Raw genomic sequence first — 12341 nt, forward strand, 5'->3', positions numbered from 1 at the left:
GGTTCCAGAGCGGCCAAATGGGGCGGACTGTAAATCCGCTGTCTTTCGACTTCAGAGGTTCGAATCCTCTCCTGCCCACCAACAAGGGTGAGTTCCGCTTTTGCCCACAAGCAGAGGCGGAACTTAGTTGTTGAATGACGTTTGTTCTTTGGAATTGATCTTTTGAAATAATACAAATGCGGGAGTAGCTCAGTTGGTAGAGCGACAGCCTTCCAAGCTGTAGGTCGCGGGTTCGAACCTCGTCTCCCGCTCAGTAGCAGGTTTCATGCGCCAACCGGCGGATTGTCTCCGGCTTAATCGTAAAAGCTGTTGTCATACAATGGCTGTATTTTTCAGGATTTTCACCAGCTGTTGTAGCTCAGGGGTAGAGCACTTCCTTGGTAAGGAAGAGGTCGTGAGTTCAATTCTCATCAACAGCTCCAACATTGTTTCAGTAATTCCCGTAGGACCTGCTGATCAAGTTTAGCATAACTAAGCGTTGTAGCTCAGTGGTAGAGCAGCCCCGGATTTCGCTTTCGTAAACCGGGTAAGACATGAGTTCAATTCTCATCAACTGCGCAAGTTTGTAAAACAGTTTTAAAAACAACTATTAATACAATCTTTACAAACCATCTAAAAAGAAAATACAATGGCAAAAGAAACCTTTAAGCGGGATAAACCCCACGTAAACATTGGTACCATCGGCCACGTGGACCACGGTAAAACTACCTTGACTGCTGCCATTACAACCATTTTGGCTAACAAGGGTCTGGCAGAGAAGAGAGGTTATGACGAGATCGATGCGGCTCCTGAAGAAAAAGAAAGAGGTATCACTATCAATACAGCACACGTAGAGTATCAGACAGCTAACCGTCACTATGCTCACGTTGACTGTCCGGGCCACGCTGACTATGTGAAAAACATGATCACTGGTGCAGCTCAGATGGACGGTGCTATCCTGGTGGTTGCCGCTACAGATGGTCCTATGCCTCAAACAAGGGAGCACATCCTGCTGGCTAAACAGGTAGGTGTACCCCGTATAGTTGTGTTCATGAACAAGGTTGACCTGGTTGATGATCCTGAACTGCTGGAACTGGTTGAGATCGAGATCCGTGATCTGCTGTCTAAAAACGGTTTCGACGGTGACAACGCTCCCATCATCAAAGGTTCTGCTACCGGTGCGCTGGCTGGCGACGCTAAATGGGTGGGTGCTATCGATGAACTGATGGAAGCTGTAGACAGCTACATTCCGCTGCCTCCCCGTCCGGTTGATCAGGCGTTCCTGATGTCTGTAGAAGACGTATTCTCTATCACTGGTCGTGGTACCGTAGCTACCGGTCGTATCGAGCGTGGTCGCGTTAAAGTAGGTGATCCCGTTGAGATCGTTGGTCTGCAGCCTGAGAAAATGACCTCTACCTGTACAGGTGTGGAAATGTTCAAAAAACTGCTGGACGAAGGTGAAGCTGGTGATAACGCTGGTCTGCTGCTGCGTGGTATTGAAAAAGCTCAGATCCGTCGTGGTATGGTTATCTGCAAACCCGGTTCTATCACTCCGCACACTGAATTCAAATGCGAAGTTTACGTACTGAGCAAAGATGAAGGTGGCCGTCACACTCCGTTCTTCAACAAATACCGTCCTCAGTTCTACTTCCGTACTACTGACGTAACCGGTGAAGTTGAACTGGCTGCTGGTGTTGAAATGGTTATGCCTGGTGATAACGTATCTCTGACTGTTAAACTGATCCAGCCTATCGCTATGGATAAAGGTCTGAAATTCGCTATCCGCGAAGGTGGCCGTACAGTAGGTGCTGGTCAGGTAACTGAGATCATCAAATAAGTAAGTCACTTATAATCAATAAAAAAGCCATTAGCATTTAGCAATTAGTGATTAGCGGGTTTTGTTGTAGATTTGCTAACAGCTAAGACGCACACCGCTAATGGCTTTTTATACGGGCATAGTTCAATGGTAGAATAGCGGTCTCCAAAACCGTTGATACGGGTTCGAATCCTGTTGCCCGTGCTGATAAGGTAAAGGTGAATAGTCTGACTATTCACTTTTCACCATTTACAGTAACCTTAAAGGTTAACTTAAACAACATGAACAAGATCAGAAACTACTTCCAGGAATCCTACCACGAACTGGTTCATAAGGTGTCCTGGCCTACATGGCAAGAGCTGCAGTCCTCTACCATGATCGTGCTGATAGCCACTGTTATCATCACTCTCATCGTATGGGGAATGGACGCACTCTCCCACGTAGTGCTTACTCAATATTATAAAATGTTTTAACAATGGATGCATCCAATAACCCTACTCAGGAAACAAAATGGTACGTTCTCCGCGTTGTAAGTGGGAAGGAAAAGAAGGTGAAAGAGTACCTGGATATTGAGGTGCGCCGTTCAGACTGGGGCAATGTTATTACCCAGGTGTTCCTGCCCGTGGAAAAAGTATATAAAGTGCAGGCCGGTAAAAAAGTGATGCGCGAAAAGAACTTCTATCCCGGGTATGTAATGATCGAAGCGATTGACGGTAAAATGACCGATGAAGTGATCCAATCTATCCGCAACGTTTCCGGCGTGATACACTTCCTGGGTAAAGATCATCCCATCGCCCTCCGTAAAGCCGAAGTAAATAAAATGCTCGGTAAGGTAGACGAAATGAGCGATCAGGGTATCACCATGAGCGAACCTTTCATCGTTGGTGAAACCATTAAGATCATTGATGGTCCGTTCAATGACTTCAACGGCGTTATCGAAGAAGTGATCGAAGACAAGAAAAAACTGAAGGTTACCGTAAAGATCTTCGGCCGCGCTACCCCGGTAGAGCTGAACTTCATGCAGGTAGAAAAGATCGCCTAGGCAGATCAGTACCTTATATTATTTGCGCCACAATCTATACAGGTTGTGGCGTTCTTATTTTACGTGAAAAACCCCGTCCCGGTCCGTATAAATACCTGATCCTCATACAATCCCAATTGCTTAACTTTACAGCAGCATAACTTTAGAGCAGGCATAGCAAAAAGAACGGATAATCATCAACCCCAAATTCAGCTAACATGTCGGCCCAGTTAAAAGCGCTGTTGCCCCAGCGGCGCAATATGTTTATTGTGGTCGTAATTCTGTTTGTGCTTGGCTCCGCACTCGGCCTTTATTACTTCTATTATATCCCCGGCAACAAACAGCGATTACACCAGTACGGATTCCGCATATTAAGCGCCATTACCCGCAATATCGGCGAGCGGAATGCAGACCTGGTAAAGCTGTACAGCAACTATGTAAGCGGCGAATTCCATAATATTCGTATCAAGAACATCCGTGACATCGAATCGGCCCTCAAGGCCCTGCCGGAGCGGGTGAAGCCTGAGTTTACCGATGGCGGGGTGGATACCCGCGACCCCGCTTTTGCCCGCTATACCGCCACCATCACCCGGGTAAAAGGTGATATGCTGGAATATGAGATCGCACCAGGCAAAGGTATTTATGCTTTATTGCGCCTGCCGGTTCATAAACTGGTAGGCAATATCCTCTCCTACAGGCACGAACTGTTTGACAACTACCTGATACTGAAACATGACAGTCTGCAGGGAAGCATTGTTTACCAGGATGACAGTCTAGGACTGGACGACCGCATAGAACCAGATAGTATCCTGGCCAGGAATAAAGGCGTTACTTTTTCCCAGATCACAGACGTCAACATACAGGGCATCCAGTATAAACTGTTCTGTTTTCCCTTTACACTCGATAAAGAACACCTGGTGCTGGTGGGCATGATGAAAGCATCCGATTACCGGAAAGACCTGGGCAGCATTCCCGTATACCTGGTATACCCGATGATCATCCTGCTACTGCTGATCTTTATCAGCCTGCCTTTCCTGAAGATCTATCTCATGGGCCCCTTTGAGCAGATACGCTTTGCAGACCTGGCAGGACTCGGCCTGGCCATATTTGGCGGGGTGACGATCATCACCATGATCATTGTACAGTTATTACTGCTGGCGCGAGGGTACCTGGAAGCGGGCGGCGAACTGCGGAGCCTTTCCGCGCAGATAGAGCGGTCCATGCAGCAGGAGATCAGCGAGATCCGCCGCCAGATGCAGGTGATGGACAGGGCCCTGTATACCGCGGATACCGTCACAGATGGAAAGCCTGCGCTGAAGGTATATGGGATGGACCAGACCTTTCACATTCCCTTCAGTCCGGATACCGGCGTTCGTCCTTACTACAATTTTGAGCGCGTAAACTGGGTGAACGACTCCGGGTATCAACGATGGCGCATACAATTAACCGGCTCCAGGGCCATGTTCATTGATGTAAAGGACAGGGATTATTTTAAATTCTTTGCCCAGAATAAGGAAGACAGGCGGGAAGATTCAACCGTTACCCTGATGGCGCCGGTGATCAGCTGGTCGAGAGGAGATTTTGTGATCAATTTTGCAACCAGAAGCCAGGTAGACAGTATGTTGCTGCTCACCTTCTCTACCAGGATGTATGCAGTGCTCAATACCGTATTGCCCCCTGGTTATGGTTTCTGTATCATCGACAACAGGGGAAAGGTATATGTGCATGCGGAGCCTGACAGAAGCCTGAAAGAGAATTTTCTGGATGAAACAGATAATGCAGACGCCCTTATTGGCGCCATTAACAGCAGGCAGGAAACCACCCTGGGTAATGTGCATTGTTATGGAAAGGAACATACGGTGCACCTGCGCCCCTTATCTCAGCGCCTGGTAATGCATCCCCTGTCGCGGCGCTCCTATTTCCTGGTCACTTATTATGACAACAATTTCATGTCGCCGGTGAACCTGCGTATCCTGGCTTTCTCCCTAACCTTCACCGTATTTACTTTTCTGCTGGTAGTATTATGGCTACTGGCTAATCATGGTTTTTCCCGGCGTTCACTCCTGTACCGCGATCCGCTGGCAGCCCGTTTTACCTGGATCGTACCCAGGGGAGATGATACACCGGTTTATAAGAAAGGGCTGCGGTTCATGATGGTTTACCTGATGGTGCTATTGTCACTGGGGGTGTTTGGCAGGCTTTTTACCGATTATGTGACTTTTGCGCTGGGATTGCTGTCGCCCCTGAATGTACTGGTTGTGCTGTATGCCTACCGCTTGTACCATGAATTCCCTGGCGATGTGCGGGCAAGACGGAAAGCAGGGCTTTACCTCCTGCTAATGCTGATGTACAGCCTGGCTGTTTTCTGGCGGCTTGACCTGGGCAGCGGTCGTTGCGGCTATATGTTCTGGTTATTCCAGGGAGTACTGATCGTACTGACAGCTGTATTATGGCTGGCTCCCGGAGAACGTAGCGCGATTGGCAGGGAGGAGGCGCCGGAGCCACCGTCCGCCAGTCTGCGGCATTACAGCCTTTTTGTGCTGTTGCTGGCGCTCTGCCTGGGGGTGTTGCCCATGATGGTGTTCACCTGGTATGCCCACAACCGTGAGATAGAGCAGTCTGTAAAAAAACAACAATTAGGGATGGCAGTGGCGCTGGACAGGAGAAGGCCGGCTTTCCTCGGCTTGCTGAAGAATTTCGGTAAGATTGACTGCAAGGTAACAGATTACTACACGGAGCGCTGCTGGCGCCAGGGGATTTACGGGATCCGTCCCTGTGGCATCAAGCCGGAGCTGCCGGTGGATAGCATTCCCATGCTGGTGCCCCGGGCCACGGAACGTTTTTACAGCCGTATTACCGCTTATATAGATATGGACTATGACAAGCCTTCGCATTACCCTGTATTGAACCAGGCTTCAGACAGCAGCTGGTACTGGGAGCAGCAAGGCAATGAGCAGGTATTGCACTATGTACTGGCTCCCGGCGCTTATCCTGATGGGGTAAAGGCCTTCCGGATCACCATGACCCTTCCTCCCCGCTATCTCTTTTTAAGCAATAAAGACCATGTTACGATGCTGATACTGGCGGTGCTGGTGGTATTGGGCGGACTGTACGCGCTGATCAGGAGCACGGTATCAAGGGTATTCCTGCTGGATTTTGTACGCCTCTTTGGTGCCAGGGCAAAAGAGTGTCCGGAAGATGTGCAGCAGACAGACGGGGAGATCCGTGAAATGATCCTGCTGCAGCGGCAGAAAAGCGGGCTATTCCGCAGCCGCTGGAACCGTTTCTCCGGCAGGCAGCGGATCATCCTGCTGGACCTGGTAAGTGATGGCCTGGCCAATTACCGGAATGTGATGGAGATCAGTACATTGACAGGGGAGGGGCAGCCGCTTTGCATCTGCGACGGGATGATCATTGTAAAAGACCCGGTTTTCCGCCAGTTTATCCTGGAACAACGTCAGACACCGGAAACTGCCCTGCTGCGTAAGGAGTACCAGGCCCAAAGCCTGTGGGAATCCCTGCGTACACCTTTACTGGTGGTGATCCTGGCGGTGGGCGCCTTTATTTTCCTGACCCAGGAAGATATTTCAAAGAAGATGCTGGTCTTGCTCACCACCCTCAGCAGCCTGCTGCCATTACTGCCTAAGCTGTTACGCAATCTCAAAACCCCATCTTACCGGGGAGAGGAGTAATGGTCAAAATCCAAAATCCAAATTCCAGGTTCTAAATCCCAAATGATCTTTGCTATATTCTCCACGCTTGGAATCTGGAATTTGGGACCTGGAATTGGAATTTTGCAAAGCCGCTATTTGCGTTTAAACGTCAACTCCATGCTTTTGAACTCTTTTCCGTCTACCGTGGTAAACATCTCCATTACCTGGGTGTTGTCATCCACCCATTTGATGGTCTCTTTTATGGGGCAGTCTTTCCCGGTCATGGGGTCCAGCATGTTGCCGGTGAGGGTGATGGTTTTGGAAGCCTCATCATAATCGCCTTCCATGTACATAAGTCCGGTGCCCATATTGTCCATCCAGGTGCTGACAAACTTCTTTTTGGCGTTGTCGTAACCGGTGCTGCCCCAGCCTTCAAAGGGCTGGTCCATAAAGGTGCCGTTGACCCTGGACTCCTGGTAGCGACCACCCAGGACCATTTTGTTGACACAGGAGCCGGTGCTTTTCATGGGATCGGTGCCCGGTTTCATCCAGGCAGACATCTCGTAGGTCCATTCCCCGTCTGCTTTAGATAACATCTGGTGACTGGGGCCTGGGGTCATATACTCCATCCATGCTTTTTGGGCAGCCTGATCCTCTGCTGATTGTGCCTGCGCGGGATGGTGGAGCAGCAGGAGCAACAGGGAGGCTGTTAACAACAGACATTTCATAAAGTATGTGTTTACGTGTGACCTAAAGTTACTGATAACTTTTGGTGTGGATAATTATTGGTATCTTTGCGGTTCTGTGCTGTCAAAAAACAGGAATGGACCGGTGATGAAGCGGGCAAAACCGGGAGCGCGCATGAGAATGGGGGAGAATTGCAATAGAATTGTAAAAATTTTATCCTGTAAGCAAAAAGAGTGCCCAACTTCAAAATCTTTTTGCCATCTTAATATTATTATCTACCTTTGCATCCCCTTTAAAAGGCAAAATTTAATTAAAAGGTTAAATTTTAACACCTTTTAGTTTGGGAGCTTCGCAGCGAGCGGGGCGTTTTCACCAAATTAAAACAAACACTATGGCAAAAGAGATTGCAACGTATGTGAAATTGCAGGTAAAGGGTGGCCAGGCCAACCCTGCACCTCCGATCGGACCTGCATTAGGTTCCAAAGGTGTGAATATCATGGAATTCTGCAAGCAGTTCAATGCCCGTACCCAGGACAAGATGGGTAAGGTACTGCCTGTATTGCTGACCGTGTACACCGACAAATCCTTTGATTTTGTTATTAAGACGCCGCCGGCAGCAGTACAATTACTGGAAGCTGCAAAGTTGCAAGGTGGTTCCAAAGAGCCTAACCGTAATAAGGTGGGTAAGGTAAACTGGGCACAGATCGAGGCTATTGCCAAAGATAAGATGGCCGACCTGAACTGCTTTAAGCTGGAAAGCGCTATGACCATGGTAGCCGGTACTGCCCGCAGTATGGGTATCACCGTAGATGGTAAAGCTCCTTGGGAAAACTAATTATGTCAACCCTCGTTCTACGGGGAAATCTTCAAAAACATTGACAAATGGCAACTAAAAAAAGAAAAGCGGCTGAAGCAAAGGTGGACAAAAACAAATCGTACAGCCTGAAAGATGCTTCCTCCCTTGTAAAAGATATTAACTGTACTAAGTTCGACAGTTCTGTCGATCTGCATATCCGCTTAGGCGTTGATCCTAAGAAGGCTGACCAGGCTATCCGTGGTTCTGTAACGCTTCCCCACGGTACCGGTAAGACCAAAAGGGTACTGGTGCTTTGCACACCCGAAAAAGAAGCTGACGCTAAGAACGCCGGCGCTGACTTTGTAGGTTTGGATGAGTTTATCCAGAAGATTGAAAGCGGCTGGACCGATGTAGACGTAATCGTGGCTACTCCGTCCGTAATGCCTAAGATCGGTAAGCTCGGTAAGATCCTGGGTCCCCGTAACCTGATGCCGAACCCGAAAACAGGTACTGTTACCAATGATGTAGCAGCTGCTGTGACCGAGGTAAAAGGCGGTAAGATCACCTTTAAGGTAGATAAAGCTGGTATCATCCATGCTTCTGTTGGCCGTATTTCCTTTACTCCTGAAAAACTGGAGCAGAACTCCCAGGAGCTGATCAATGCGATCGTGAAGCTGAAACCGTCCACTGCCAAGGGTACTTACCTGAAAGGTTTATCTATGGCCAGCACCATGAGCCCGGGTATCATCATAGACACTAAATCTGTTCAAATCTAATCAGGCAGCCACCGGCAGACTGATTGCAAACGAGAAAAGCAATGAACAAAGATCAAAAGAATGAGGTTATCGAACTGCTGAAAGGCAAGTTCTCTCAATATAGCAACTTCTATATCACCAATACGGAATCACTGACCGTAGAGCAGGTGAACAAGCTGAGAAGGGTGTGTTTCGACAAGAATGTTGAAATGAAAGTGGCTAAGAACACGCTGATCCGTAAGGCGCTGGAATCCCTGGATGCTGAGAAATACAGCGGCGTATTTGATGCGCTGAACGGCGTAACTGCCCTGCTGTTCTCTGACAGCCCGAAAGAGCCTGCAGTGATCATCTCTTCCTTCCGTAAGGAGAGCAACAGCGAAAAGCCTGTACTGAAAGCTGCCTTCGTAGCTGATGAAGTGTACAGCGGTGATAACCAGCTGGCCGCCCTGGTGCGTATCAAAACCAAGAACGAGCTTATCGGCGAAGTTATCGGCCTGCTGCAGTCTCCTGCCAGCCGCGTAATTTCCGCTTTGCTGGAAAAAGCAAAGAAAGAAGAAGCGGGCGCTCCGGCAGAATAAAGCTATTAGTCCTTAGCATTTAGCTATTAGCATTTTACTAACAGCTAAAAGCCCAAAGCTGACAGCTCAAAAATGGCTTCCAAGTCACTATATAAACACTCTCGTGTAAACAACATTTTAAAACAAACTATCTAAAAAACATTATACAATGGCAGACGTAAAAGCATTGGCCGAACAATTGGTAGGCTTAACTGTTAAGGAAGTACAGGAACTCGCAGATGTACTGAAAACCGAATACGGTATCGAACCGGCAGCAGCTGCTGTAGTAGTAGCTGGTGGCGCTGATGGCGGAGCCGGCGGTGCTGCTGAAGAAAAAACTTCCTTCAACGTTATCCTGAAGAGCGCTGGTGCCAGCAAGCTGAACGTGGTTAAGATCGTTAAAGATCTGACCGGTCTGGGTCTGAAAGAAGCTAAAGAACTGGTAGACGGTGCACCGAAACCAGTTAAAGAAGGCGTTAACAAAGCCGAAGCAGAAGACCTGAAAGCTAAGCTGACTGAAGCAGGTGCTGAAGTTGAGATTCAGTAATTCTTTGCTTAATATACCTCATTTAAGGTCAAAAGTGCTACTTGCACTTTTGGCCTTTATCCCTTTGGGAAGGTTGTTTTTCTCAGCCCGCTAAAGTAAGATTTGATGGTATATTGACTAAGAAGTCTTAACTTCCCGGATTACGTTGTGAATTTCTGTTCACAATTTATACAAGTCATATAACTGCTAACTTCGAATATGTCTCTAAAAAAAGCCCAAGCAAACGAAAGAGTTAATTTTGGAAAGATCAAACAAGTGACGGAGACACCGGATCTGTTGGCCATCCAAATTCAATCTTTCAAGGATTTCTTCCAGTTAGAAACCACACCAGATAAGCGGAACAACGAAGGCCTTTTTAAAGTATTCAAGGAAAACTTCCCGATAACGGATACACGCAATATCTTCAATCTGGAGTTCCTTGATTATTTCGTGGATCCGCCGCGCTATACGATTGAAGAGTGTATTGAAAGAGGGCTTACCTACTCCGTACCGCTGAAGGCCAAGCTGCGCCTGAGCTGTAACGATGAGGAACACGTAGACTTCCAGACCATTGTTCAGGATGTATTCCTCGGAAACATCCCGTACATGACCCCCAGAGGTACTTTCGTTATCAATGGTGCAGAACGCGTGGTAGTATCACAGCTGCATCGTTCCCCCGGTGTGTTCTTTGGACAATCCATACATCCGAACGGTACCAAGATCTACTCTGCCAGGGTGATCCCGTTCAAGGGCGCCTGGATGGAGTTTGCAACAGATATCAACAACGTGATGTACGCGTACATCGACCGTAAGAAGAAATTCCCGGTTACCACCCTGTTGCGTGCCATCGGCTATGAAACAGATAAGGACATCCTGCAGCTGTTTGGCATGGCTGACGAAGTAAAAGCAGACAAGAAAAGTCTAGATAAATACGCCGGCAAAAAGCTGGCCGCCCGTGTATTGAGAAGCTGGGTAGAAGACTTCGTGGATGAAGATACCGGTGAAGTGGTAAGTATTGAGCGTAACGAGATCATGCTGGAGCGTGACAGCATCCTCGATGAAGCCAATATCGAAACCATCGTGGATATGGGAGTGAAAAGCGTGTTCGTGCAGAAAGAAGAGGTGAGCGGCGACTTCTCCATTATCTACAACACTTTAAATAAGGATACATCTAACTCCGAGCTGGAAGCCGTTCAGCACATCTACCGCCAGCTGCGCGGTGCCGATGCGCCGGATGATGAAACAGCAAGGGGTATCATCGATAAATTATTCTTCTCCGATAAACGTTACGACCTCGGCGACGTAGGCCGGTACAAAATTAACCGCAAGCTGGGCCTCAATACCAGCCTGGATATGAAGGTACTGACCAAGGAAGATATCATCGCCATCATCAAATACCTGGTACAACTTACCAACGGTAAAGCTGAAATAGATGATATCGATCACCTGAGCAACCGCCGTGTACGTACCGTGGGCGAACAGCTGTACGCCCAGTTCGGTGTAGGTCTGGCCCGTATGGCCCGTACCATCCGCGAACGTATGAACGTACGTGACAACGAAGTGTTCACCCCGGTAGACCTGATCAACGCAAGAACACTGTCTTCCGTAATCAACTCCTTCTTCGGGACCTCCCAGCTGTCACAATTCCTCGATCAGACGAATCCCTTGTCTGAAATTACACACAAGCGCCGTATCTCTGCGCTGGGCCCCGGCGGTTTGAGCCGTGAAAGGGCAGGCTTCGAGGTGCGTGACGTACACTATAGCCACTACGGCCGCCTTTGTACCATCGAAACACCGGAAGGCCCCAACATCGGTCTGATCTCCACCCTGTGCGTACACGCCAAGGTGAATGATATGGGCTTCATTGAAACGCCTTACCGCAAAGTAAAAGAAGGCCAGGTGGATATGGAAAAGGTTGAGTTCCTGAGCGCTGAAGAAGAAGACCTCGTGAAGATCGCCCAGGCAAATGCCCTGCTGGATGAAAAAGGACACTTTGTAAATGATAAGGTGAAATCCCGTGAAACCGGTGATTTCCCGATCCTTGACAGGGAAGAAGTGGAATACATGGACGTTGCCCCCAACCAGATCGTTGGTTTGAGCGCCTCCCTGATCCCCTTCCTTGAGCACGATGACGCCAACCGTGCGCTGATGGGATCAAACATGCAACGCCAGGCTGTACCGCTGATAGCACCGGAAGTGCCCATCGTTGGTACCGGTCTGGAAGCAAAAGCTGCGCGCGACTCCCGTCTGCAGATCACTGCAGAAGGTAAAGGCGTGGTGGAATTCGTTGACGCCAACGAAATACACGTACGCTACGAGCGCGACGAAATGCAGAAACTGGTGAGCTTTGAAGATGATCTCAAGATCTACCGCCTCACCAAATTTGTGAAGACCAACCAGAGCACCTGTATCAACCTTCGCCCCTGTGTGAAGAAAGGACAGCATGTGGTGGAAGGCGACTTCCTCACCGAAGGCTACGCTACCCGCGGTGGCGAGCTGGCCCTGGGCCGTAACCTGAAAGTGGCCTTCATGCCCTGGAAAGGTTACAACT

General features: G+C 48.7%; 10 protein-coding genes and 5 tRNA genes. 14 read left to right on the forward strand and 1 reads right to left on the reverse strand.

Annotated elements, in window-relative coordinates; genetic code table 11:
• Position 1: 1 nt before the first annotated feature.
• The 9 genes from Q0577_RS21175 to Q0577_RS21215 all read left to right on the forward strand — a co-directional run bounded on the left by Q0577_RS21175 (position 2) and on the right by Q0577_RS21215 (position 6508).
• Positions 2-81, forward strand: a tRNA-Tyr gene (locus Q0577_RS21175).
• A 97-nt stretch (positions 82-178) separates the two neighbouring features.
• Positions 179-251, forward strand: a tRNA-Gly gene (locus tag Q0577_RS21180).
• Between the two features lie 96 nt (positions 252-347).
• Positions 348-422: transfer RNA gene (locus tag Q0577_RS21185), tRNA-Thr, on the forward strand.
• A gap of 53 nt (positions 423-475) precedes the next feature.
• A tRNA-OTHER gene (locus Q0577_RS21190) sits at positions 476-558 on the forward strand.
• Between the two features lie 70 nt (positions 559-628).
• A complete protein-coding gene (gene tuf / locus Q0577_RS21195) occupies positions 629-1816 on the forward strand; it encodes an elongation factor Tu (protein WP_298739925.1) in 1188 nt (395 codons plus the stop codon).
• A gap of 112 nt (positions 1817-1928) precedes the next feature.
• A tRNA-Trp gene (locus Q0577_RS21200) sits at positions 1929-1999 on the forward strand.
• Between the two features lie 77 nt (positions 2000-2076).
• Positions 2077-2268 carry a preprotein translocase subunit SecE gene (gene secE / locus Q0577_RS21205; protein ID WP_298739927.1) on the forward strand — a complete coding sequence of 64 codons (192 nt, stop codon included), beginning with the start codon at positions 2077-2079 and terminating at the stop codon, positions 2266-2268.
• Positions 2269-2270: 2 nt separating this feature from the next.
• Positions 2271-2837: a transcription termination/antitermination protein NusG gene (gene nusG / locus Q0577_RS21210; RefSeq protein WP_298739928.1), complete on the forward strand. Its 567-nt coding sequence runs from the start codon at positions 2271-2273 to the stop codon at positions 2835-2837.
• A 197-nt stretch (positions 2838-3034) separates the two neighbouring features.
• Entirely contained in the window at positions 3035-6508 is a 3474-nt protein-coding gene (locus tag Q0577_RS21215) for a hypothetical protein (protein WP_298739929.1), read from the forward strand.
• Between the two features lie 113 nt (positions 6509-6621).
• Here Q0577_RS21215 and Q0577_RS21220 read toward each other — a convergent pair whose 3' ends face one another.
• Complete coding sequence (locus Q0577_RS21220) at positions 6622-7197, reverse strand: DUF1579 domain-containing protein (RefSeq protein ID WP_298739931.1); 576 nt, start codon at positions 7195-7197, stop codon at positions 6622-6624.
• 350 nt (positions 7198-7547) lie between these two features.
• Between Q0577_RS21220 and rplK the strand changes: the two genes are divergently transcribed.
• The 5 genes from rplK to rpoB form a co-directional block, all read left to right on the forward strand.
• A complete protein-coding gene (rplK, locus tag Q0577_RS21225) occupies positions 7548-7991 on the forward strand; it encodes a 50S ribosomal protein L11 (protein ID WP_298739932.1) in 444 nt (147 codons plus the stop codon).
• A 47-nt stretch (positions 7992-8038) separates the two neighbouring features.
• Complete coding sequence (rplA, locus tag Q0577_RS21230; protein ID WP_298739934.1) at positions 8039-8728, forward strand: 50S ribosomal protein L1; 690 nt, start codon at positions 8039-8041, stop codon at positions 8726-8728.
• Between the two features lie 41 nt (positions 8729-8769).
• Complete coding sequence (gene rplJ, locus Q0577_RS21235; RefSeq protein ID WP_298739936.1) at positions 8770-9285, forward strand: 50S ribosomal protein L10; 516 nt, start codon at positions 8770-8772, stop codon at positions 9283-9285.
• A 148-nt stretch (positions 9286-9433) separates the two neighbouring features.
• Complete coding sequence (gene rplL, locus Q0577_RS21240; protein WP_298739938.1) at positions 9434-9811, forward strand: 50S ribosomal protein L7/L12; 378 nt, start codon at positions 9434-9436, stop codon at positions 9809-9811.
• 198 nt (positions 9812-10009) lie between these two features.
• A partial coding sequence (gene rpoB / locus Q0577_RS21245; protein ID WP_298739940.1) for a DNA-directed RNA polymerase subunit beta occupies positions 10010-12341 on the forward strand: 2332 nt, incomplete at its 3' end.

It is taken from the genome of uncultured Chitinophaga sp., assembly GCF_937898475.1.
Lineage (GTDB): Bacteria > Bacteroidota > Bacteroidia > Chitinophagales > Chitinophagaceae > Chitinophaga.

Coding starts and splice junctions, on each gene's coding strand:
- tuf (WP_298739925.1), top strand. CDS start 629: ATGGCAAAAGAAACCTTTAAGCGGGATAAACCCCACGTAAACATTGGT.
- secE (WP_298739927.1), top strand. CDS start 2,077: ATGAACAAGATCAGAAACTACTTCCAGGAATCCTACCACGAACTGGTT.
- nusG (WP_298739928.1), top strand. CDS start 2,271: ATGGATGCATCCAATAACCCTACTCAGGAAACAAAATGGTACGTTCTC.
- Q0577_RS21215 (WP_298739929.1), top strand. CDS start 3,035: ATGTCGGCCCAGTTAAAAGCGCTGTTGCCCCAGCGGCGCAATATGTTT.
- Q0577_RS21220 (WP_298739931.1), bottom strand. CDS start 7,197: ATGAAATGTCTGTTGTTAACAGCCTCCCTGTTGCTCCTGCTGCTCCAC.
- rplK (WP_298739932.1), top strand. CDS start 7,548: ATGGCAAAAGAGATTGCAACGTATGTGAAATTGCAGGTAAAGGGTGGC.
- rplA (WP_298739934.1), top strand. CDS start 8,039: ATGGCAACTAAAAAAAGAAAAGCGGCTGAAGCAAAGGTGGACAAAAAC.
- rplJ (WP_298739936.1), top strand. CDS start 8,770: ATGAACAAAGATCAAAAGAATGAGGTTATCGAACTGCTGAAAGGCAAG.
- rplL (WP_298739938.1), top strand. CDS start 9,434: ATGGCAGACGTAAAAGCATTGGCCGAACAATTGGTAGGCTTAACTGTT.